This window comes from Paenibacillus sp. FSL R7-0272 (genome assembly GCF_037969905.1).
Lineage (GTDB): Bacteria > Bacillota > Bacilli > Paenibacillales > Paenibacillaceae > Paenibacillus > Paenibacillus polysaccharolyticus.
In genome coordinates this window covers 5,031,251-5,055,286 of the sequence record NZ_CP150221.1, presented here as the reverse complement: position 1 = coordinate 5,055,286, position 24,036 = coordinate 5,031,251, and the positions used below count along the sequence as shown (strand labels likewise).

16 protein-coding genes and 2 tRNA genes are annotated in these 24,036 nt (G+C 45.5%); 14 read left to right on the top strand and 4 right to left on the bottom strand.

Annotation, left to right across the window (positions count from 1 at the left end; all coding sequences use genetic code 11):
• Positions 1-3 precede the first annotated feature (3 nt).
• The 3 genes from MKY23_RS22350 to MKY23_RS22340 all read left to right on the top strand — a co-directional run bounded on the left by MKY23_RS22350 (position 4) and on the right by MKY23_RS22340 (position 4,286).
• Positions 4-1,389 (top strand): STM4012 family radical SAM protein, encoded by a 1,386-nt coding sequence (locus MKY23_RS22350; protein ID WP_154985509.1) that lies wholly within the window; start codon positions 4-6, stop codon positions 1,387-1,389.
• Entirely contained in the window at positions 1,386-2,249 is an 864-nt protein-coding gene (locus tag MKY23_RS22345) for an STM4011 family radical SAM protein (RefSeq protein ID WP_339832298.1), read from the top strand. The genes MKY23_RS22350 and MKY23_RS22345 overlap by 4 nt, the downstream gene beginning before the upstream one ends.
• Before the next feature lie 339 nt (positions 2,250-2,588).
• Positions 2,589-4,286, top strand: coding sequence for a methyl-accepting chemotaxis protein (locus MKY23_RS22340; RefSeq protein WP_339832296.1), 1,698 nt, complete (start codon positions 2,589-2,591; stop codon positions 4,284-4,286).
• Positions 4,287-4,440: 154 nt separating this feature from the next.
• On the opposite strand, the gene asnB is transcribed toward MKY23_RS22340, so the two are convergent.
• A complete protein-coding gene (gene asnB / locus MKY23_RS22335) occupies positions 4,441-6,285 on the bottom strand; it encodes an asparagine synthase (glutamine-hydrolyzing) (RefSeq protein ID WP_251509259.1) in 1,845 nt (614 codons plus the stop codon).
• 193 nt (positions 6,286-6,478) lie between these two features.
• Between asnB and MKY23_RS22330 the strand changes: the two genes are divergently transcribed.
• Together MKY23_RS22330 and MKY23_RS22325 are read left to right on the top strand one after the other, a co-directional pair.
• Positions 6,479-6,778, top strand: coding sequence for a hypothetical protein (locus tag MKY23_RS22330; RefSeq protein WP_090919156.1), 300 nt, complete (start codon positions 6,479-6,481; stop codon positions 6,776-6,778).
• A gap of 75 nt (positions 6,779-6,853) precedes the next feature.
• Positions 6,854-7,210 (top strand): hypothetical protein, encoded by a 357-nt coding sequence (locus MKY23_RS22325; RefSeq protein ID WP_090919153.1) that lies wholly within the window; start codon positions 6,854-6,856, stop codon positions 7,208-7,210.
• A 219-nt stretch (positions 7,211-7,429) separates the two neighbouring features.
• Here MKY23_RS22325 and MKY23_RS22320 read toward each other — a convergent pair whose 3' ends face one another.
• Entirely contained in the window at positions 7,430-7,723 is a 294-nt protein-coding gene (locus tag MKY23_RS22320; protein WP_339832294.1) for a DUF4870 domain-containing protein, read from the bottom strand.
• Positions 7,724-8,009: 286 nt separating this feature from the next.
• On the opposite strand from MKY23_RS22320, the gene MKY23_RS22315 reads away from it, so the two are divergent.
• The 3 genes from MKY23_RS22315 (at position 8,010) to MKY23_RS22305 (ending at position 13,413) form a co-directional block, all read left to right on the top strand.
• Positions 8,010-8,083: transfer RNA gene (locus MKY23_RS22315), tRNA-Arg, on the top strand.
• A 234-nt stretch (positions 8,084-8,317) separates the two neighbouring features.
• Entirely contained in the window at positions 8,318-9,112 is a 795-nt protein-coding gene (locus MKY23_RS22310; RefSeq protein ID WP_318283481.1) for a methyltransferase domain-containing protein, read from the top strand.
• A 440-nt stretch (positions 9,113-9,552) separates the two neighbouring features.
• Entirely contained in the window at positions 9,553-13,413 is a 3,861-nt protein-coding gene (locus MKY23_RS22305) for a S8 family serine peptidase (RefSeq protein ID WP_339832291.1), read from the top strand.
• Positions 13,414-13,650: 237 nt separating this feature from the next.
• Here MKY23_RS22305 and MKY23_RS22300 read toward each other — a convergent pair whose 3' ends face one another.
• Both MKY23_RS22300 and MKY23_RS22295 read right to left on the bottom strand, forming a co-directional pair.
• A complete protein-coding gene (locus MKY23_RS22300; protein ID WP_154985513.1) occupies positions 13,651-14,886 on the bottom strand; it encodes an MFS transporter in 1,236 nt (411 codons plus the stop codon).
• Between the two features lie 962 nt (positions 14,887-15,848).
• A tRNA-Arg gene (locus tag MKY23_RS22295) sits at positions 15,849-15,922 on the bottom strand.
• Between the two features lie 325 nt (positions 15,923-16,247).
• On the opposite strand from MKY23_RS22295, the gene MKY23_RS22290 reads away from it, so the two are divergent.
• The 6 genes from MKY23_RS22290 to lonB all read left to right on the top strand — a co-directional run bounded on the left by MKY23_RS22290 (position 16,248) and on the right by lonB (position 24,022).
• Positions 16,248-17,090 carry a hypothetical protein gene (locus tag MKY23_RS22290; protein WP_244159300.1) on the top strand — a complete coding sequence of 281 codons (843 nt, stop codon included), beginning with the start codon at positions 16,248-16,250 and terminating at the stop codon, positions 17,088-17,090.
• A 135-nt stretch (positions 17,091-17,225) separates the two neighbouring features.
• Positions 17,226-18,566 (top strand): trigger factor, encoded by a 1,341-nt coding sequence (gene tig, locus MKY23_RS22285; RefSeq protein ID WP_090919145.1) that lies wholly within the window; start codon positions 17,226-17,228, stop codon positions 18,564-18,566.
• Positions 18,567-18,951: 385 nt separating this feature from the next.
• Positions 18,952-19,542, top strand: a complete 591-nt coding sequence (gene clpP, locus MKY23_RS22280; RefSeq protein ID WP_090919143.1) for an ATP-dependent Clp endopeptidase proteolytic subunit ClpP — start codon at positions 18,952-18,954, stop codon at positions 19,540-19,542.
• A gap of 12 nt (positions 19,543-19,554) precedes the next feature.
• Entirely contained in the window at positions 19,555-20,808 is a 1,254-nt protein-coding gene (gene clpX / locus MKY23_RS22275; protein ID WP_090919142.1) for an ATP-dependent protease ATP-binding subunit ClpX, read from the top strand.
• A gap of 120 nt (positions 20,809-20,928) precedes the next feature.
• Positions 20,929-22,026, top strand: coding sequence for a flavodoxin-dependent (E)-4-hydroxy-3-methylbut-2-enyl-diphosphate synthase (ispG, locus tag MKY23_RS22270; protein ID WP_090919140.1), 1,098 nt, complete (start codon positions 20,929-20,931; stop codon positions 22,024-22,026).
• Between the two features lie 238 nt (positions 22,027-22,264).
• Positions 22,265-24,022 carry an ATP-dependent protease LonB gene (gene lonB, locus MKY23_RS22265; protein ID WP_090919138.1) on the top strand — a complete coding sequence of 586 codons (1,758 nt, stop codon included), beginning with the start codon at positions 22,265-22,267 and terminating at the stop codon, positions 24,020-24,022.
• Positions 24,023-24,036 lie beyond the last annotated feature (14 nt).

The following is a 24,036-nucleotide window of genomic DNA, read 5'->3' as shown; positions in this document are numbered from 1 at the left end:
CCGATGAGTGAGTATGCAGAGCGAACTACAGCAGGTGCCACGCAGTCTGGCTCCGATCCAGCAGCAAGTCTTCGTGATGTGCTGACATTCCCTTATCGTTCCTATCTGTACTCTTACCCGCATAAGACAGCATATCGTGAACTGAATCCGCCCATTCCGCTACAATCTCTGTGGGAGAAGGAAGACACGGAGACTTACTTTTTATACATGCACATCCCTTTTTGTGCTGCTCGTTGCGGGTTTTGCAATCTGTTCACACTGCCGGACAAGCGGCAGGACAGCCATGAACAATATGTGGACGCACTTGAACGTCAAGCAAAGCAGTGGGCGCCAGTGACTTCACGTAGACCGTATTCGAGGTTTGCAATTGGTGGAGGAACACCGACATTGCTGAATGAGTCTCAACTTAGCCGTCTGTTTGACATTGCTGAACATACGATGGGACTGGATGCTTCTCAAGCTTCGATATCGGTGGAGACATCGCCTGACACCGTTACGGATGGCAAATTGAGCATCTTGAAGGAACGGCGCGTGGATCGGGTGAGTATGGGGATTCAAAGTTTTATTGGAGCAGAGGCTTCCGCCATCTATCGTCCGCAAAAACCACAAGAGGTAGAACGCGCTCTGGAGAAGCTGGTCCGTTATGATTTTCCGCTGTTGAATCTGGATCTGATCTATGGTTTACCGGGTCAAACCGAGGAGACATGGATCTATTCCCTTGAACGTGTCCTGGCTTATGATCCGGGCGAAGTATTCATCTATCCTTTATATACACGGGAAAACACGATCGTAAAGCCAGAGGATATTCAGCGTCAAGGACCCGATATACGAATGCAACTTTACCAAGCTGCACGTGAACTTTTAAAAAGCAAAGGGTACACCCAATATTCGATGCGCAGATTTGCGAAGGAGCAGTCTTCTGCCAAAGCACTTTTACCGTACAGTTGTCAGGAAGAGGGCATGGTCGGTCTGGGATGTGGTGCCCGTTCCTATACGAGCGAGGTTCATTATGCATCTAAATACGGTGTGACCTATAAGGCAACACAAAGCATTATTGCAGACTATGTAGGCACCGAGCGTTATGATGTAGCTGATTATGGCATTGTGTTAAGCCGCGAAGAGCAGAAACGCCGATTTATATTAAAAGCGCTGCTACATCGGGAAGGACTCATGTTGTCCGCTTACCAGGAGAGGTTCGGAACAGATGTGATGTCTGACTACCCTTGGTTGAACGAATTGTTGGTCGAAGAGATGGCATGCTTCGATGTCGAAGAAAATGAGCGAGTACTGCGTTTGACAGAGAATGGACTTGGATACTCCGATGCTATTGGAGACTGGCTTATTTCTGCGGATATTCGGGAGCAGATGGAAGGATTTGTTTTCTCATGAGAGCGACCTTATATTACCGGGGGAAGTTATCCTCTTGTAACTATGACTGTCCCTATTGTCCGTTCAGCAAAACAGTGGATTCCAAAGAAACGTTAAATGTGGACGAACAGCAGCTACGCCAATTTGTAAACTGGGTCAGAGAGCAGGAGATTCATGGGCATCGATTTTCGATATTCTTTAACCCCTACGGAGAAGCTTTGGTGCGGCGCTGGTATCGGGAAGCGATGGTTGAATTGTCACATATGACTCATGTGGATAAGGTAGCGATTCAGACGAACCTTTCTGTGAAACTGGATTGGGCAAGTGAGTTGCATGTAGACAAAGCGGCCTTTTGGGCAACGTATCACCCTCGCGAGACCAAAGAGACTTCCTTTGTGAACCAATGTATGACATTACGGCAGATGGGGCTGTCTTTCAGCGTCGGCACGGTTGGACTACGCAGTGCATTTCCAGCCATAGAATCCATGAGGAATGCCCTACCTGACGATGTGTATATGTGGATCAATGCGTTCAAAGATCGGCCGAACTACTACACCCCGGACGAAATCAAGTTTCTCAAGGACATTGACCCGTTCTTTGAGGGGAATCTGCAGGACTATGATAGTTTGGGCAAGCGCTGTGCTGCAGGCACGGATGTGTTTTATGTTCAAGGCTCGGGTCATGTAAAAAGATGTTATAAGGATCGACGGATCATCGGTCATCTCTATCGTGATGGCTTGCAGGCTTTGGCTAAAGATCGTCCTTGTAGCATGAAAAAATGCGGCTGTTACATCGGTTATATTCATATGCAGGATTCCCCGTTCAGAGAAACATTTGGCACAGGGCTACTGGAACGGAATCCGACCTTTATTCATCAATAAATTCATCTTACAGTAAGTGCTTGCCTCAAACCTTAAGGTTTGTTTGCAAGTGTACTGGAAGGTGTTTTTTTTATTTCTGTAATAAAGGAATGATCCCAAAATCCTTGGTAAATAGGTCTTGACTTATTTTATTGAAAATTCAAAATAATTTCTGATTCAAGTTTTGGTGGTTTTGGGTTAGTATTAATTAGGAATAAAGACCTGTTTATTAGATGGTATATATATTTATTATATTATCCTATATATTTTATTGGGTCTTTAGTCTTATTTATAGGGGGTGAATATGAAAAAATATAAATTATTTTACATACTTGTATCGAAATTCGGGAGGAACTCAACGTGAAAAGGATATCCATCAGTCGAAAGTTACTTATCGGTTTTTCATCCGTTCTATTGTTGCTGATAGCGGTTACAGCTATTTCATACTTTCAATTTGTGAGTTTGGAGAAAACGTACACCGATTTAATCAATGATAGAACAAGCAAACTGCTTAAAATCAAAAATATGACGATTGACCTGAAATCACAACAAGTGGCTCTCAGGAATTACATCATGAAACCTGGTCAGGAGAATGAGGACGCATTTCAGCAAGCGTATGAAGATTACATAAAATTGAGCGAAGATTTAAAAGCGACAGTTACGAGTTCCAATATGAAGCAATATCTGGCAGACTCGAGCGAATTGATGATCAAATATTATGACATTGCCAAAAATATAATGTCTTTGACTAAGCAAGGGAATGTGGAGGAAATATCCGGGTTAATGGAGAATACCGTCCCGCCGCTTATAACTGAATTTGAAAACATTGTCGAGTCGATGGAAAATCATCAGCAAAAAGCAATGGACGAAGGGATCGCCGCGGCCAATGTCCAGACAGCTACGGTTCTTCGATTGATCATTATCCTGGGTATCGTTTCTATTCTTATTGGCTTAGCGATCGCAATTATCATCGGCCGAATGATCTCCAAACCGGTGCAGGCTGTTGCACAAGCCGCTAGCCGTATTGCGGAAGGTGACTTAACAGGGGAACCATTGAAGGTTCGTAACAAAGACGAGATCGGGGAGATGGCTGAAGCATTTAATGTGATGTCCGTCAATTTGCGTTCTCTGATTCATCAAGTGAATGATGGTGCAGAACGTGTAGCAGCTTCGTCGGAAGAATTAACGGCAAGTACCGAACAGACGGCTATAGCTAATGAACAAGTAGCCACTACGATGGGTGAGATCGCAACAGGGATGGATGCCCAGGTTCGTATGGTCAGCGAAGGATTCCAGACGATGAATGAACTGGCTACCGGTTTCCGGCAAGTGGCTGAAAATACAACGGTTGTTTCCGAGAAGGCTGCTGAAGCTTCTGCTCAGACGATATCGGGTAGTGAATCCATTCGCACAGCGGTTGGTCAGATGAATTCCATTCAGAATACAGTTTCAAGCCTTGCGGGAGTTATTGAAGAACTCAGTAAGCACTCGACAGATATTGTGAAAATGGTAGACGCGATCTCGGAAATATCTGCCCAGACGAATCTGTTATCTCTTAACGCAGCCATTGAAGCGGCGAGAGCTGGAGAGCACGGAAGAGGATTCCAGGTCGTGGCTACCGAGGTTCGAAAATTGTCAGAGCAATCTGCTCAGTCTGCAGGAGAAATTGTCGGACTTGTTTCTTCCATTGAGACAGGCATGAGAAATGCTGCGCATTCGATGAGTGTGGTATCTTCTGAAGTGCAAGAGGGAATTCAATTAGTGCACCAAGCAGGATCTACTTTTGACCACATTCGAACTTCAGTTAGTGGTGTTGCGGGACAAGCGCAGGAGGTGTCTGCTTCCATTGAACAGATGAATGCTGGTGTAGAGCAGATTAATGCGTCTATGAAATCAATCATGGACGTAACGGAGAACGCGGCTGCGGGCACAGAAGAAGTAAGTGCAACAACCGAAGAACAATTGTCTGCAATGCAAGAGATTGCATCGGCTGCGAATGATCTTTCATCTATGGCGGAGATGTTACAGCAGTCTGTTGCTCGTTTTAAAGTTTCTTAATTTAAGAAAAGATAAATATGAGAAATGCCCCTGCACCATGTTAATGGTACGGGGCATTTTTTATTGTGGTTTTGTGGATGAACGCTCTAATTATCACGATAGCTTACAGGGAAGTGCAGTGCTTAAAGTTGTACGTGAAAGAAGGCGAATTGAATTATCGGATCGCAACGTTATATGTTTTCAGCCAGCTATTGATTTGAGTCAGATAAGCGAACAACTGGGGCCCTGACATTAATTGACCAAACCACGGTAGATTGGATGAAGCATCTGGTGAAGAGGCGAGATTTCGAATCTGTACCTTGTCGATAAGAGGCAGTATTGGTGATGTTGGATCATCCAGTATTTCAAGGACCTGCTGCTTGACTGCTGCAAGATACTGAGGATTATGTGTTTTGGGATAGGGGCTCTTCTTACGATACAGCACATCGTCAGGCAGGACACCTTCAAGCGCTTTTCGCAAAATGCCTTTCTCTCTTCCACCGGTAATTTTCATTTCCCAGGGAATGTTAAACACATATTGGATCAGCCGATGATCGCAATAAGGGACGCGGACTTCCAGACCAGCACCCATACTCATCCGGTCTTTTCGATCCAGCAGGGTAGGCATGAAGCGGGTAATATTCAAGTAAGACATAACACGCATCTGAGCTGTTTTCCCCGTTTCTCCTTCCAGTAGCGGGACCTCTGCTACGGCATCCGAGTATCGGTCTGCAAGGTAGTCGAGCGGTCTGATCCACTCCCGAATGTCTGGGGATAACAGCCCTGCTCGCATGTCGGGTGCAACGGACCAAGGGAATGTACCTGAATTCAGCATTTCATCTCGGTGGAACCACGGGTACCCGCCGAATACCTCGTCAGCAGCTTCGCCGGAGATGGCGACAGTTGCTCCTTTTTTGATCTCTTTACAGAATAGATACAAGGATGAATCGACATCTGCCATACCCGGCAAATCTCTTACCAGCATAGCTTGAGTCAGTGCATGAACGAGTTCACCATTTTCAATCTCGATCCAGTGATGATCGGTTTTGAGCTCATCCACCATCCGCTGAATCCATGGGCCATCTGCCCCAGGCTGAAAGGAATGGGCTTGAAAGTGTTTCGCATTATCCACATAATCAACCGAATACGTACTCACTTGACCTTGCCCTGTTCGATTATAATAATCGACAGCCAAAGCTGATAAAGCACTTGAGTCAAGGCCGCCGGATAAAAGAGAACATACAGGAACATCGGAAGCTAACTGGCGTTCTAGCGTATCCTGCAACAGACGGCGTACTTCAACTGCAGTCTCTTCCAGATTATGTTCGTGTTGCACGGATTCTAACTTCCAATAGGCATAGGTCTTGATCCCATTCCGGCTGTATATCATGGCGTGAGCGGGCTTCAGTTCATGAAGTGAAGAGTATACACCATGTCCTGGTGTTCGTGCAGGTCCTACAATAAATACTTCGGCGAGTCCTTCGGGTCCTACTGCAGCTTCCACATCTGGATGAAGGAGCAACGCTTTGGGTTCTGAACCAAATACAAGTGTATCTTTTGCATTACTGTAAAACAGAGGTTTGACGCCCAGCCGGTCACGGGCTAAGAAGACCTGTTCTCTTGCGCCGTCCCATATTGCAAAAGCAAAGATACCGTTAAACTTTTCAACACATACCGGTCCCCATTCGATATACGAGGCGAGCAGAACTTCTGTGTCACATTGGGTACGGAAATGGTGCCCACGCTGAAGCAACTCTTTTTTTAATTCGGGTGCATTGTATAGTTCTCCGTTATACACAACGGTATAGGAGGTGTCTCCTTGTAACGCATGCATGGGCTGTGCCCCGTTCTCCGGGTCCATTACGCTGAGGCGGCGATGTCCAAAAGCACAGGGGTTGGAAATCCATGTACCCGAAGCGTCGGGGCCACGGTTCGATAAGCTATTCGTCATCCGAACGAGCAACTCCGATTCCTGTGTCAAATCCCGATTCCACTGTACGAAGCCGGTTATACCGCACATGGTTTGTTCATCCTTTCTTGATCGAGTCATTCATCCGTATGCTTCCAAAAATCGAAAGCAGTTAGCAAATGTTGTCTTTTTCGTCAGAAGTCGTAACAAATATATGCCGAATGCAGGCATAAAATGTCTGTCCTCTTCGGAAACTACATGTAGGGATAACAGCTTTAAGCGCCTGTGAAGGGGAGTGCATGCAATGGACAGGACCAACTATTATGTGTCCGTCATGGGCCGCTCTGTCATACCGGATTCGTCTGTAACGTCATATGAATGGGTGATTCAGGCAACGCCGCAGGAAGCCGAACATTTACTGGGATTGCTATATCTTATGCAGGAAAAGGAAGAAGAAGCTTTTCCAGGAATGGTATTTCCTTGGCCGGACACGCCAGAACATGATGTTAATCGTGCTTATGAAACTGTTTTGCAACAGGTATACCGGGAAATTTACCGGTTGGGAACGCCAGAGACCAAGCACCAGATTGAACAAACGACATGAACAGAGTGAGCAACATGATGAAAACGAAGCAATTAATACAATTGCAAATGATCAGAACAAAAGGAGAAGATGACGATGTATGCCATTCAGGACGCTAAAATACGCAGATTAACGGAAGTGGACGGGTTATCTTGTGCAGAGGTTGAAGTACAGCCTGGCAATGCGGGAGATCCATCATTACTTGTATATGTAGCTAGTACTCAGCCCGCCAATGAACTGCAAGTGGTACGTATTGTGCGGAATCACTCGGATGGAGCCATTGACTGGTATAACAACAACATGCATACCGCGTTTGAAGATGCGACGGAAACAGCATTTGAAAATAGCGAGGGCATTACGGCAGAAGAGGATAAAGCTCAATTTCAAAGTAATTTGTTTGCTTTTGGATTGCTTGGCCCTACGCTGCAACGGTACCTGATTGGTCAGGGGTAATCAGATAGCACAATGGTACAAGTGATAAGTGTTAGGGTAGTGAAGAAATGGGATGTGAAGTAGAGGAAGTTTCGAGTAACAGAAAACAACGTAGCGTAACGTATGCAGAATAAAGAGTAGTGTTGATAGACAAACAACCCGCCGTAACATCATAGCGGGTTGTTTGTGGTAGGGCATATTTTAATATCGATGCGCTAGTATAAGTAACATTCAGTATTATCAGTAATATTCACGTAGGACTTGAATTCCTTTTACCACATTGTATACAAAACTCAAGCCGTATATGACAAAGAACAGAACGACAAATCCGATCGCTGATGCTGAGCTGTGGGCTGTTATGAAGAAATACAGTAGCGGGATCGCCGCAAGGAAAGGGAAGACATGGGAGAAAAGTGCTCGCTTCGCATGTCCTGCAATGTATTCATCTCTCGCCACAATCCATACGATAATGGGAAACAGAAACGGGGCAAAAAAAATGCTGAAATAGGATAGTGATGATAAAAGTTGTCTCATAAATATTCTCTCCTTCAATAGAATGTCATAATGTATGTATGCAACAGATTACCCAGATGGAAGGGTGCTGAATAAGTATACACTCGGTACGGTTACGATTGATAGTTCTCGTTATTACTTCAATATTACCTCAAAAAGATTAGCTTATTCGGCTTTTTGTCTAAGTATACATACTCATACGATACTGGTTGTTATTGGGATGCATTATTAATTTTTAATAAAACTATTGCTAAAAATAGAAATCGGAGTATAATAGAGATCGTGCCGAATTTTATTGTACATATTTGTCTCAGTAGCTCAGCAGGATAGAGCAACGGCCTTCTAAGCCGTCGGTCGGGGGTTCGAATCCCTCCTGGGACGTCAGTAGAAAAGCTTCCTTCGGGAAGCTTTTTGCGTTCTAGGGATGAGAACCCCAATGGGTTCGTCGGAGCATCCGCATCGATAGGATTCATGTGATGTGCATATTTCTCCTTCATCGAGCTAAGCATTGGTTCTGCTTACAATATTGTTGTTTAATTGGTTTTTCCTATAAGTGAAATAGAATATATATATTTTATCAATAAGAAAATCTGTGCCACAATGAGGATATCAACAGTGAAAGCGACGGTGGAGCAGATGAAATCAATTAATCAGTGGCAGGCGCAAGAGTATGACAATCAACTGGCTTTTGTATCGGAGTATGGAAAAAGTCTCATTCCCTGGCTTCGTCCGACAGAAGGAGAATCTATTCTTGACCTTGGCTGTGGAACCGGTGATTTAACGCATGAGATTTCCCAATACGGGGTAGCAGTGACTGGCATAGATGCTTCCTCAGACATGATTGCTCAAGCGAAAAAAAAGTTTCCGGAATTGGAGTTCTGGGAAGCGGATGGTCATGAGTTTGAAACAGAGCGACAGTACGATGCGGTCTTTTCTAACGCTGCGTTGCACTGGATGCGAAAGCCTCGAAATGTCGTAGACGGTGTGTGGCATGCACTGAAGCCTGGAGGACGATTTGTGGCCGAATTTGGCGGTAAAGGGAATGTGCAGATCATCGTTAATGCACTGGAGGAAGTGCTGGAACGGCATACAGGGATCAAGGCTTCCGAACGTAATCCATGGTATTTTCCGACGATTGCACAATATAGCACTCTTTTGGAAGACAGAGGCTTTGTGGTTCGTCAGGCCTATCACTATGACCGTCCTACCAAACTAGCAGATGGGAAAGAAGGAATCATAGGCTGGTTGGCTCATTTTGGAGATGACTATTTTGAGGGTTTCAGCTCTGAGCAGGTGAAGGAATGGTGTCAGGAGATTAGCGAGATCGTGATTCCTAAGCTGTGGAAAAACGACGCGATTTATGCCGATTACAAACGTATTCGTATTGAGGCATTCAAACCCGGAGTTTAAATATTGAATCACTTAAAGTTAATGTTATATGAATTTATATCGCTCAACTGGCAACGTTTCTCTCCCATTCCTTACATCGGTGAAAATCGTATAAAACCAATCAAAACTGAAAATCCGCAATGGAAATCATAGAAAACCATGCCTTTCTTTCGTTCAGAAAAGCGTGGTTTTTTCCTGTTTTCATATTGGAAATTTAAAATTTAAATATCCAAACGACAAAAATATACAAATGCGAATATTCACCCTACTAAAGACCCATATAAGTAATTTCTATATCAAAATGTAAGTAATTAGAAGGAATTTGTGATATTTTGGTAGAATAATTTACCAGGGGTCAAACATCTTGCAGATTGGCGGTGAACTTGGTCGAAAGTATTGCAGTGCTTCTGGCAGCAAGATCCCATTGGTGAGGCATCTACACGAAGAAGGAGGGCATAGCCTTGAATAAACGATTGATATCTATGTTAATGAGTGTCCTTATGGTTTTTTCCCTTATCCTGCCTGCAGCTGGAGCTGCTTCTGCGGACTCCGCAATTCAACTGGATAACACATTAAACAGCACCAAAGCAAAGCAAATGAGAGAAGTGCTTGCCAATAGGGAAGCTCGAATTGCTGCCGATCCAGTTTTGGATAAAAGCCTGAATGGTCTCGGCGGAGAGAACACACGAGTCATTGTTGAGCTTTCTAACAAACCTGTTGCTGTAGCTCAAGGCGAATCAACCCTCTCAGGAAGATCATTTACCTCCTCTATGGAAACAAAGGCTGTGACTCAAGTTGAAAACCAACAACAGTCATTTGTACATAGCCTCACTCAGAAAAAAATCAAACACGAAGTGCTGGACAATTATGCATATGCTCTTAATGGTGTAGCCCTTGAAATAAAAGGGAACCAATTGGGACAATTGCTTCAAATACCAGGTGTAGTCAGTGTATATCCTGACTATGAAGTGACGCTTGCGCCTGACACAGGCGAAGTGAATCCGCACATGAAAGATACAGCCCCTTTTATCGGAGCTCCTGAAGTATGGGATCTGGGGTACAAAGGAAAAGGTGTGAAAGTTGGCGTTATTGATACCGGTATTGACTACAATCACCCGAATCTGCGCGATGCTTATAAAGGTGGATGGGATTTTGTAGATAACGATGATGATCCATATGAAGCGACCTATCAGGAATGGAAAGCATCAGGCCAGCCTGAGCTTAATGAAAGAGGAAGCTCTTATTATACTTCTCATGGTACACACGTTTCAGGTACGGTCGCTGCTCGTGAAGCAGGAGACTATGGGGTCATCGGGATTGCTCCTGAAGCGGATATTTATGCTTACCGCGTTTTAGGACCTTATGGCAGTGGACAGACGTCTTGGGTACTCGGCGGAATTGACCGCTCAGTAGCGGACGGAATGGATGTCATCAACCTGTCGCTTGGTGCTGAAGGTAATGATCCGAGCTATGTCACTTCGGTTGCATTGAACAACGCGATGCTGTCTGGTGTAACTGCGGTTGTATCCAGTGGTAACAGCGGGCCTAATCGTTATACCTTGGGTTCACCGGGGGCTTCGGCTATGGCAATTACGGTAGGTAACTCTACAGGACCTAGTCAGGTCATTACGGCGAATACACATTTCTGGATCGGTGAAGAAGGTGAGGAAACTCCGGAATTGGGGAATGCACCTGAAACGCAGGGACCTGCCGTTACACCAGTAATCGCGCCAGAAGGTGGAGCGGAAGCGACTACATCGGAAAACGGAGTAGAAGATGCTGCATCAGCACAGCCTGAATCTGATCAGGCTGAAGCTCCAGTAGCCAATGCTGACAATGAAACAGCGGACGAAGTGACATCCTTATCTGTTACCGAATCTGTATATCGTCTGGATGTGATGGGATGGAGTCTTGCGGCTGATCCTGAAGCGGTTTTGACAGGTCGATATGATGTTAAATTTGCAGCTTTGGGTAAACCAGCTGACTTTGAAGGTAAAGATTTTACAGGCAAAGTCGCGTTGATTCAACGCGGAGAACTTGCTTTTGTCGAGAAAATTGCCAATGCCAAAGCGGCAGGAGCCGTGGCAGTTATTGTGTATAACAATATTCCTGGTCCGATTGGCGTAAGTCTTGGTGATAACTTCGACCTGATTCCGACACTGAGCATGTCGAAGGAAGATGGTGAAGTCATTAAAGCTCAACTAGACGCGGGGCAACCTGTTGAAGTAAGTTTCAGTGATTTTGAGCGAAGTCAAACACCTGGGGATGAGATGAGTTCTTCCAGTTCCCGCGGGCCTGCCAAAGTAACGTTGGATATCAAACCGGATGTTGTTGCACCGGGCTCCAACATTCTATCCACCGTCCCTGCTTATGGTAAAGATGAGCCGGGTGCCGATTATGCTCAATCGTACGATCGCAAAAGTGGAACAAGTATGGCTGCACCGCATGTAGCGGGTCTAGCTGCGCTGTTGCTTGAAAAGCACCCGGACTGGACACCTTTTGATGTCAAAGTTGCTTTGATGAATAACGCTAAAGTCATGGACACAGCTAAATATGATGTGTTTGATCAAGGTGCAGGCCGCATTCAAGCGGTGAAATCCATTGATCCAGCCGCTTTTGTCAAAGTCATGGATGTGACTCAGTATACCGAGAGTGGATCGGTTGTTGAGAAAGAAAACATCACAGGAAGCATTAACTACGGTAACTTCTTAAGTACGGATGCAAAAACAGTAACCAAAACGATCAAGGTTCAGGCCTTGAACGGAAGCGGTGGCGAGTACACGGTGAATGTGAATCCGACTCGTACCGTGCCAGGGGTATCTGTTGCCGTTGATAAAACTTCATTCACTTTGAATGGAGAAGAAGAACTCGCTGTAACGGTTACGGTTCCTCGTGGTGTCACTGCACTAACCGAGGCACAGGGCTACATTGAAATTATGAATGGAACCAACACGTTTACAGTGCCATATGTGGCTCACTTTAATGTGACTTCAAGCGGTGTGAAATATATTGAAACGGTAAAAGGAACTACGAAAAATCCGTTCTATTATCCGTTGAAAGCAGACGGTTCGCTGGATACGTTGAACGTTGCAATGGAATTCCATAATCCAATGACGTTTGCACTCATTGAAATTTATAACGGCCTTGATCCTGAAGGTGGTCATTATCAAGATGGATACATTGGCTCGATCTTTGGTAATTACTATAACTTCAACGCAAATGCCAGATACACGCTGGCTTGGGATGGTCAGTATTCGGATTACACAACGGAAGAAGTAACCGAACTTGCAGATGGCTTGTATACCGTAGATATCACGACCATCGGCACGGATGGCAAGACCTACAAAGAAGATACACCTCCGTTTTTGGTTAAAAAGACAGCTCCAGCAGTAACTGCTCCGCAATCATTGGACTTCAAAGCGGAGGATGCTATTGTTATTGGCGGTACGGTGGATGATTTGTATTTCCGCGTTGCGCCTGCACTGGCTAAAGGGTGGAGCATTACATTTGATCCGACGACAGCACTTAAAGCATCCTTTGTGGTGAAAAAAGAAGATGGCTCAACGTTGAAAGAAGGCACGTTTAATGTTCAGGCGGACGGTAGCTTCCAATACCCATTGGAAGGTGTTGAAGGCGGAACGTACACCGTGGAAACAACGGTAAAAGATGAGCAAGGTCTTGTTGGTACGGCTAGCACTACCATTAAAGTGGAATCTGCACAGACTGAACCTGAAACTCCGGCTACGAAAGCGCCTGGAACACCTAGTTTGTCCCACAATAACGGCTTTGTGAATGGTCTGTTAGGGGGCGACTACACGGTGTCCATGAACATGTGGTGGGGTGAGAATGCGACAAGCTACAAACTGTATGAGGATGGCGTGTTGGTTGATTCGCAAAAATTGACTTACAATGCACCTTGGGCTCAGTTCGCTCAAACGAAAATTAAAGGTAAAACCAATGGTACCTACACGTATGTTGCCGAGCTGGCCAATGACAAAGGCGTGACGCGCAGTCAGACGCTGACTGTACGAGTAACCGATGCATTGCCTGGTAAAGCAGTACTCTCCCATGATAACTGGGATGTAGACGGCAATTACAAAGTGATGATGAACTTGTGGTGGGGAACCAACGCAACCGAGTATCGTCTTTACGAGAATGATGAGTTGATCGATACACAGTCACTCAAAGCGACAACACCTCTGCCTCAATTTGCTATAACCGCGGTGAAAGGCAAAGCATCTGGTACGTATACGTACCGTGCCGAGCTGGTTAACGCTGCAGGGGTGACAACCACCAATACCATTACGGTGAAGGTGAAGTAAGGGCAGCACGCATTTATGGGTAATGAGCTAGAAGTATTGGTTGTGAGCTAAAGCTTTTACTTCAAGCAGATAGTTTGGGAAAAGTAGTGCCTCCCTCTGACCAGCGTAAAGCCGGTAATCGGGACATAGGATCAGAAACGGCCTCTCCCTGTTAAGCGTACAGGGGGAGGCCGTTTTTTGTTGTTGTTTCCAGGGAAGGATAGCTATCCGATTTCCTGGTGAACTTTTTTTATAAAACTAAGAAACAGTTCGGTCTTTACTCGCTTGGAGTCCTGTCATAAGCAGTCCGATCGCAAGAAGAACCTGTACGAGCAGAGGGAGAGACCATCCATGGGTCCAGTCATGCATTAAGCCAAACAGTAAAGGGCCTCCTGCAGCAAGCATGTATCCAATGGATTGAGCCATTCCCGAAAGACTTGCTGCCTCTCGAGCATGACGTGTGCGAAGGACAAAGAACATCGTGACCAGACCAAAGGAGGCCCCGGCACCAATCCCGGCTAGCGCAACCCCGATGGTGACGAGAACAGGTGCAGTGCTGAATAGTAACGCATATCCGACGATGAGACATAAACACGTTAAGGTGGTGAGTAGCCGTTGATCTCGTGTTTTTCCAGCCAGAATCGGCACGATGAAGGTAGCAGGTACACTAACCATTTGCATCAAAGACAACATCCAGCCAGCTGAGGCAGCACTAAAACCTTGATCCGCGAGGATCTCGGGAAGCCAAGTTATCGTTGTATAGAAGATTAACGACTGAATGCCCATGAACAACGTCACGAACCAAGCAAGAGAAGAAGTGCGTAGACGTGTGGGTGCCTTCTCGCTCTGGGAAGTGATATAGAGCATCTGTTTGCGCCCTCTCTGTGCCTGCGGAAGCCATAGAAAGACAGCCATTAGGGATAGAATGGCCCATACCCCTAATGAAGCCCGCCAACCAAGCGAGGAGGCTTCTGCCACGGGTACACTAATACCTGAAGAGATTGAGGCGAACATATTCATCGAAACGGAATACAGTCCCGTGACAATGCCGACCCGTAACGGGAAATCACGTTTGATCAGACTTGGCAGAAGTACATTGCTAAGGGCGATACCGCATCCTAGAAGCGCTGTTCCCGCATAAAGAGACAAAACAGAAGGGAGTAGCCGCAAGGTGATTCCGCTGGTAACAATAATGACAGCAAGCAGGAGTGCAGTCTCCAGCCCAAAACGTTTGGCAAGACGCGGAGCAAAAGGTGAGACAGCTGCAAAAGCGATCAAAGGCAGTGACGTTAGTAATCCAGCCATCGTATGTCCGATACCGGTGTCTGAACGGATTAATTCCACGACAGGACCGGTGGCTGTGATGGGGGACCGCATCGTAGCGGCAATAACAATAATTCCAGCGAGTAACAACCCGAATTTTTGAGGGGGTTGTTGAGACTGTTGTTCTCCCCCGGCAGGGACGGAATGCTGTTGTTGTGTAGGTGAGGACATCATTAATCTCCTGTTTCTATATAAATATTTAAAGCCAGTTACTAAACCGACGAAGTACAGCTTCTATAGGAAGTTGATATGTATGAATTGGCACAATTCATTAAGCAAGCATAACATTCTGTGTCATATGGAGCAATGGAAAGCAAAACTTAACAGATACCTTCTTGTCCTGATAGCTTTAAATTAATGTTACTGGTTGGATTAAGTGGGGAGCAGATAACTTTTAGTATTTTGTAAATTGCTTTGTTGTGAAGTGCTTTGCGCGAATTGCCCCCTAACAGGACTAGAGTAATTATGGTGGCGTTGGAATGAAGTCGTAAGGGTTGAGCAAGAAAATGCGATACGATTCTAATGAAGCATCGAAAGGTAAATAAAGGGAGTTGTATTGGGGAAATGTGGGAGAGGATGTACTGTATCTATAATTGAGCCAATTCGAGAATCCCGTGATTCACTTGAAAAATAGAAAAATAATGGTATGGCCAAGATTCAATTTTCCTTACAAAAATACCTTTTGCGAACTCAGATTCATATACGCTCTCCCTAGTCTTCATTCTAACGATCACGAGAAACCTTATTTAAAGGAAAAAGAGCCTTTTTGAAATCTAACGATCCTCAGGAACGCTATTTAGACAATTTAACGGGAAACAGCACCGAATAAGAACGAAATTGAGGGAATAAGCTTTCTGGTGATCGTTAGAAAATTAAAACGGTGAAAATGGGGCGAATAAGCTTCGTGGTGATCGTTAGAATTTTTTAGCACGAGGGCGAGGTGCCCATTTATTGTGAAACGGCTTATCAGCTTTCAGGGTTGGCTTGCTCCCTGTAATCAAAGTCATGAGGCCAGAGAATGCGAAGCCAATACATTGCAAGCATGCCTAGCGATGTTGAAGCTCTGACGAACCGCCCGGGCTTATCACCCCCAGAACGCAAAAAAAGCTTCCCGAAGGAAGCTTTTTTTCTGACGTCCCAGGAGGGATTCGAACCCCCGACCGACGGCTTAGAAGGCCGTTGCTCTATCCTGCTGAGCTACTGAGACATGGAAATTTTTCAAGCAAAAATGATTATATCATAAGTAAAAAAATATATCAAACGTTTTATTTTAAGCTTGTTTTCATATATGATATTTGGCGGCCGCAACGTTTTTTTCTTTCTAATTAAGGTTATGTTAGAATATCAGAAGAACTCAGAAAATAGATCCGTATTTCCTTGATATATATCTATTCACGGTCGATATGGGCTGGAGATTCAGGAAAAGAGGAGGTGCTCCTATCAAGGAATCCACAACCCCGGAAACCGAGCAAAACAACAAAATTGTGCTGTTTCCAAAAACGCTGGACTATTACCAGATACAGCTGACAGTTATGCTTGAAAATGAACGTTACGGTGAAGCAATGGACTTGCTCCGCTTTTTGTTGCAATGCCAAGGACAGGAAGAACGTCACTATGACGAGTGGAGAGCGTTGCTGGAGTGGTTGCAGGCTGCTTTCCCTCAATATGAAGAATCAGAAATGCAGACCATTCGAGAAGAAGAGGAAGAAGACATCAGCGAAGAAGAGATGGCAAGGCAACACGCCAAGTCGAAACTTGCTCAGGACGATGGTTACGCAGATAAGTTGCTCGGGACAGTTATGGAAGGCCCGCTATCTGAACAGACGATGCTGGCTCTCGAACAACTGGCATTTTTGGACGTTCCGAAAGTGGATGAAGAACTGATTAGGTGGCTGCAAACGAAGGTGCTTCATCCACTATTACAGTTCAGAGTCATGCAAACCCTGCGTCGTCGAGGGGTACAAGACATCATTCATTTCACTAGAGGTGACGAAGAAGTAGAGGTTGATATCGCTAACGTTCCACTCAAACCGGAAGAATTCCCACTTCAGATTGTGCAGATTCTGGAACGAGTAGCAGACCAGACGGAGGTTCATGAACCTACGCTCTTTTATTTTGCCCAGGAACTGTGGATACAATATGTTATGGCGGTTTATGGAACCCGGGATTACCAGTCCATGCTCGAGCAAAATGATGATATGGCGGACATTTGGGCGGCCGCGCTACATATGACGGTTGCAGACAGCCTGGGTGGCTCGCATGATGAGGAAAATACGCGCTCGATGTACGCTGTGACAGGTGCAATGAGGTTTCGACTAGAGCAGGCATATCGCTCTATGAAACAGTTTGTTTCCGCCGGTTTGGACGGTCATTAAGAGACGGAAACGTTTACCTTAAACCGTATCAAGGGATTCCCCTTGAAAAAGAATGTAAACTTGTTTATACTAAAATGGTTATTTTGTACGTGATCGCCTACGTGAACATGTGAATTTTGGAGGGGAAAGTATACAATGAAAGCAACTTGGGAAAAGATAGAGAAGAACCTTGGGGTTCTTGAGGTTGAAATCGGTGCAGAGCGTGTAACAGAAGCACTCGACAAAGCTTTTAATAAAGTAGTAAAACAAGCAAACGTGCCTGGATTCCGTAAAGGTAAAGTGCCACGTCCAATCTTCGAAGCTCGTTTCGGAGTGGAAAGCCTTTATCAAGAAGCAATCGACATCTTGCTTCCAGAAGCTTACACAGAAGCGATTGATCAAACGGATATCTTCCCGGTAGATCGTCCTGATGTGGACATCGAGCAATTCGGTAAAGGACAATCCTTCAAATTTAAAGCGAAAGTAACTGTGAAACCAGAAGTTACCCTGGGTGACTACAAAGGTATCGAAGTTGCTGTAGCTAAAGGTGAAGTAACGGATGCAGAAGTTGCAGAAGAGCTGGAGCGTTTGCAACAGCGTCATGCTGAACTGGTTGTAGTTGACGAAGGTGCTGCAGCGAACGGCGATGTTGCTGTAATCGACTTCGACGGTTCTGTTGATGGTGTACCTTTCGAAGGTGGACAAGCTGAGCGTTATTCCTTGGAACTGGGTTCCAACACATTCATTCCAGGATTTGAAGAGCAAGTAGTGGGTCTGTCCACTGGTGACTTCAAAGACGTTGAAGTGACTTTCCCAGAGAGCTACCATGCAACAGAGCTGGCTGGCAAACAAGCAGTATTCAAAGTGAAAGTTCATGAAATCAAACGCAAACAACTTCCAGAACTGGATGATGAGTTTGCTAAAGATGTTAGTGAATTTGATACTCTGGAAGAGTACAAAGCTGACCTCAAAACACAACTGGATTCCCGTAAAGCAGATGAGTTCAAAGCTGCACAGGAAAATGCAGTTGTAGAAAAAGTAGCTGAAAACGCTGAAGTGGACATCCCTGCTGCAATGGTTGACAGCGAAGTACAGAACATGATGCGCGATTTCGACAACCGTCTTCGCAGCCAAGGCATGAACCTTGAAATGTTCATGAGCTTCTCTGGTCAGACTCAAGCTGACTTGAGAGCACAAATGCAAGACGATGCTTCGAAACGTGTTCGCAACAACCTGGTGCTTGAAGCAGTAGGAAAAGCGGAAAATATCGAAGTTTCTGATGAAGAAGTGAACCAAGAACTCGAGAAAATGGCTGAATCTTACAAGCGTCCTGCTGAAGAGATCCGTGGCATCCTCGAAGGTAACGGTTCCCTGGACAGCCTTCGTGATGAAGTTAAATTGCGCAAAACAATCGAAGTTCTCGTTGAGAACAGCAAAGTTGTTGAGCCAGTTGAAGCTCCAGCCGAAGAAGCTGCTGCAGAAGCTGACGAAAAATAAGACAAGCTGTGTGATTTTGACAGCTATATAAACGATAAGGCACGTGAGTCATTGCGTGCCTTATTTTTAAATTGCGACATCCATTTTATAGAAAAATGAGTGTTGATATGGATTCTCATTCATTTTATTGCAAGGTGCCCATTTTCCGTTGATTTCAAACCTTTGTTCTTGGACGGAAATAAAAAAACATCAAGACGGCATAGGATGGATGTAATTTGCACATACATAGAAAACATGGTTAAATATGATCAGGCTAAATCGTAAATATCCCTAAGATAACGTGTTTTCTGAAAAATGACATTGTCACAGGAACATGTTAAAATGATTTTGGGTTTGCTTTACAGTCAGCCTATGTCTAATTACATGTAGAAAAGAGGTTGGTCTCATGAGTCTGGTGCCAATGGTTGTTGAACAAACCAATCGAGGCGAGCGTTCTTACGATATATATTCACGTTTGCTGAAGGATCGCATTATTTTTCTGACCAGTGCGATTGATGACGATGTAGCCAATCTTGTCATAGCTCAGCTTTTGTTTTTGGCAGCCGACGATCCTGAGAAGGATATCAGCTTGTATATTAATTCACCTGGTGGTTCTGTTACGGCAGGGATGGGTATATACGATACGATGCAATTTATCAAGCCGGATGTATCGACCATTTGCGTAGGCATGGCAGCAAGCATGGGCTCTTTATTGCTGACCGCAGGCGCTCCAGGCAAAAGATATGCGCTTACGAACAGTGAAGTCATGATTCACCAGCCGCTTGGCGGCGTTCAAGGACAGGCTGCGGACATTAAAATTCACGCAGAATGGATCATTAAAACTCGTCAGAAACTGAATCAAATATATGTTGATCGTACAGGTCAGCCCCTTGATAAAATTGAGCGGGATACAGACCGTGACTTTTTCATGAGTGCGGAAGAAGCAAAAACGTACGGCATTATTGACCAGGTGCTCAGCAGACCGATCAATTCCTAAAGGGGTGGTTTCATGTTTAAATTTAACGATGAGAAAGGGCAGCTGAAATGCTCTTTTTGCGGTAAATCTCAGGAGCAAGTTCGCAAGCTGGTCGCTGGACCAGGCGTATACATCTGTGATGAATGTATTGAACTTTGCACCGAAATCGTAGAGGAAGAACTCGGTCACGATGAAGAAGTGGACCTGAAAGATATTCCGAAACCAAAAGAAATCCGTGATATTCTTGATCAATATGTTATCGGTCAGGAACAAGCAAAAAAATCTTTGTCCGTAGCTGTGTACAACCACTACAAACGGATTAATACTCAAAGCAAGATTGAAGATGTAGAGCTGTCGAAGAGTAACATTTTGCTGTTAGGACCTACGGGTTCCGGTAAAACGTTGCTTGCACAAACGATGGCGAAAATTCTGAACGTTCCTTTTGCTATTGCGGATGCAACTTCATTGACAGAAGCGGGATACGTGGGTGAGGATGTCGAGAACATTCTGCTTAAGCTGATCCAAGCGGCTGACTATGATGTAGAAAAAGCAGAACGCGGCATTATCTATATTGATGAGATTGATAAAGTAGCACGTAAATCGGAGAACCCGTCCATTACTCGTGACGTGTCCGGTGAAGGTGTTCAGCAAGCTTTGCTGAAAATTCTTGAAGGTACAGTTGCTTCGGTTCCGCCACAAGGTGGTCGCAAGCATCCACATCAAGAGTTCATTCAGATTGATACAACCAACATCTTGTTCATCTGCGGTGGTGCCTTTGATGGTCTGGAGCAAATGATCAAACGCCGGATCGGTAAAAAAGTCATCGGCTTTAACGCCGCTACGGAGCAAAAAGATCTGAAACCGGGTGAATACCTCGGTATGGTATTGCCAGAAGATTTGCTGAAATTCGGTTTGATTCCGGAATTCGTAGGTCGTCTGCCAGTAATCTCTACTTTGGAGCCGCTGGATGAGGATACATTGGTACGGATTCTGTCCGAACCGAAAAATGCGCTGACGAAGCAGTACCAAAAACTGCTTGAGCTGGACAATGTGAATCTGGTGTTTGAACCGGGTGCATTGCTGGCGATTGCCAAAGAAGCAATCAAGCGTAACACGGGTGCACGTGGTTTGCGTGCAATCATTGAAGGCATCATGCTGGAAATCATGTATGAAGTACCTTCACGTGAAGACGTGACCAGCTGTGTCATTACTGAAGAAGTTGTTGAGAAAAAAGTTGTGCCTGAACTTGGCCAATCAAAGGACGATAAGCAGGAAGAGAGTGCTTAATTGGCATTCTTTCAGCTGAGCTTTGAAATATAGACTTGTCAGTTCTCCACTTGGGCAGAAGGCGTATATATGGTCTTTTGTCAGAGTGGAGCTTTGACGTTGTGGGGAGAGAAATCACTCATGTATTTAAGACAGGACACCCGTCCCGTAAAAGTAGGGAACTTGACCATTGGTGGCAGTAACGAAGTTATTATTCAAAGTATGTGTACGACCAAAACAGCAGACGTTGAAGCGACAGTTGCAGAGATTTTGCGATTGGAAGAAGCTGGATGCCAAGTGGTACGTGTAACGGTGAATAATGAGGAAGCTGCGGCAGCGATTAAGGAAATCAAGAAGCGGATTCACATCCCGCTCGTGGCAGACATTCATTTTAACTACAAGCTTGCCTTGCTTGCTATCGAGAATGGCATTGATAAAGTTCGGATCAATCCAGGTAACATCGGTAAACGTGCTAAAGTCGAAGAGGTCGTCAAGGCGTGTAAGGAAAAGGGGATTCCGATTCGAATCGGGGTAAACGCGGGTTCACTAGAGAATCATCTGCTTGAAAAGTATGGCTATCCTACTGCGGATGCTATGGTCGAAAGTGCGCTGTTCCACATTGGTATTTTGGAAGAACTGGATTTCCACGATATCATCGTTTCACTTAAAGCGTCGGATGTACCGATGGCTATTGAAGCTTATACAAAGGCAGCTCAGATTATTCCTTATCCGTTGCACCTCGGCATTACCGAGGCAGGAACTCTGTTTTCAGGCACGATCAAAAGTTCCGCGGGTATGGGCGCACTGCTCTCTATGGGAATTGGTTCAACGATGCGTATTTCGCTTAGTGCCGATCCAGTAGAAGAGATTAAAGTTGCGCGCGATCTGCTCAAAACTTTTGGACTCATCTCCAATGCGGCTACACTGATCTCTTGCCCAACTTGCGGGCGTTTGGATATTGATCTCTTCTCCATCGCCAACGAAGTGGAAGAGTATATCTCCAAGCTTAAAGTGCCGATCAAAGTATCTGTACTGGGCTGTGCGGTAAACGGCCCAGGAGAAGCCAAAGAAGCGGATATTGGCATTGCCGGTGCCCGTGGAGAAGGTCTTTTATTCCGTCATGGACAAATGATCCGTAAAGTGCCGGAAGAGATCATGGTAGAGGAATTGAAAAAAGAAATCGACAAAATTGTTGAAGCTTATGAAGAAACAGGGGTTATCCCTGGGCGTTCGCACTAATTTTTTTGTACAAGTGTTCCCAAAAAGAAATGGCTCCTATCATCCAAGCGATAGTGATACGTTTAAATAGTTGTAATGTGAAAGCCTGCCATACGTGGCGGGCTTTTTGCTTGCTCATGAACAAATTATCAAGCACAAATTCGTCTTGTTCCGTTTACGTCTCGTCGAAAAGGCTATACTACCAAGTATTAGCATGATTACAGATGAGAAGAAGGACAGAACAGGAGGATGTTGAGATATGGGTGAGTTTGGCATGGTATTCATGTTGATACAGTTATTTTTTGGCGTGGTGATCGGATTATACTTCTGGAACTTGCTACGAGGCCAGAAAACGAATCGAACTGCTGTTGAGCGTGAATCGCGAAAAGAACTGGAGAAGCTGCGCAAGCTACGTTCGATATCACTGACGAAGCCACTGGCGGAGAAGACACGTCCAGCCACCATTAACGATATTGTTGGGCAAAAAGACGGACTACGTGCACTCAAGGCCGCTTTATGTAGTGCCAATCCGCAACATGTGATTATATATGGCCCGCCGGGAGTAGGGAAAACGGCAGCCGCAAGGGTAGTGCTGGAAGAAGCGAAAAAAAACCCGACTTCTCCCTTCAAAGCCGATGCTAAATTTACGGAGCTGGATGCCACAACGGCTCGTTTTGATGAGCGAGGTATTGCGGACCCACTCATTGGTTCCGTTCATGATCCGATCTATCAGGGAGCAGGAGCTATGGGCGTGGCGGGAATCCCTCAACCGAAGCCGGGTGCTGTGACCAAGGCACATGGTGGTATGCTTTTTATTGATGAAATTGGAGAATTACATTCCATTCAGATGAATAAACTGCTCAAAGTGCTGGAAGACCGTAAGGTCTTTTTGGAAAGTGCGTACTATAACTCCGAAGACACGCATACTCCTGCTTATATCCATGATATTTTTCAGAATGGGTTGCCTGCTGATTTTCGTCTGGTTGGAGCGACGACACGTTCCCCGCATGAGCTCCCTCCTGCCTTACGATCACGGTGTATGGAGGTCTATTTCCGTCCATTGTTACCAGAGGAGATTGGAAGGATTGCGGAAGATGCTGTACAGAAAATCGGGTTCAGTCCTTGTCCGGATGCCGTAGATGTGGTCAAGCGATATGCGACCAATGGGCGTGAAGCGGTCAATATCATTCAGCTAGCCGCTGGACTTGCACTCACTGAAAAGCGTGAGACACTTCAGGCTTCTGATGTCGAGTGGGTTGCCGGGAGCAGTCAGATCCAGCCAAGGCCGGATCGTAAGGTGCCTTCACAGCCGCAGGTCGGGTTTGTCAATGGGCTCGCTGTTTACGGACCGAATATGGGTACCATCTTGGAGATTGAGGTGTCAGCGGTTCCTGCACCGAAAGACCAGGGCCGCATCAATATCACAGGCGTCGTGGATGAGGAAGAGATTGGAGGCGGTTCCCGTACACTTCGGCGGAAAAGTATGGCTAAAGGTTCGGTTGAAAATGTGTTAACCGTCTTGAAAGCGATGGGCATCCGCACGAGTGATTATGATTTACATGTGAATTTCCCGGGAGGTACGCCGATTGATGGTCCATCGGCCGGAATTGCCATGGCTACAGCAATCGCTTCAGCCATTCAAGGACGCCCTGTAGACCACGAGATTGCTATGACAGGCGAGATTAGTATCCATGGCCGCGTTAAACCGATTGGCGGTGTACTGGCGAAGGTGGAGGCGGCTTTCCAGGCTGGGGCGAAGACGGTCATTATACCGGCGGAGAATTGGCAGTCCATTTTTGACAATCTGGATGGCTTGCGGGTGATCCCAGTAGATACGGTTCAGGATGTATTCCGTGAAGTCTTTGGTTGGGAACCGGGAGCGCAACAAGTGGAACAGCAGGTAGTTGCAGAAGAGACGGCATTACCTAAACCGGAGATCTTTCCTCCGGCATCCGCCTCCTTTTTAAGGGCAGAGTCACCTCGTCCAGGGCGAGTTACAGATTCGGGAAGCTGCTAAGCGCTTCCCTTCAT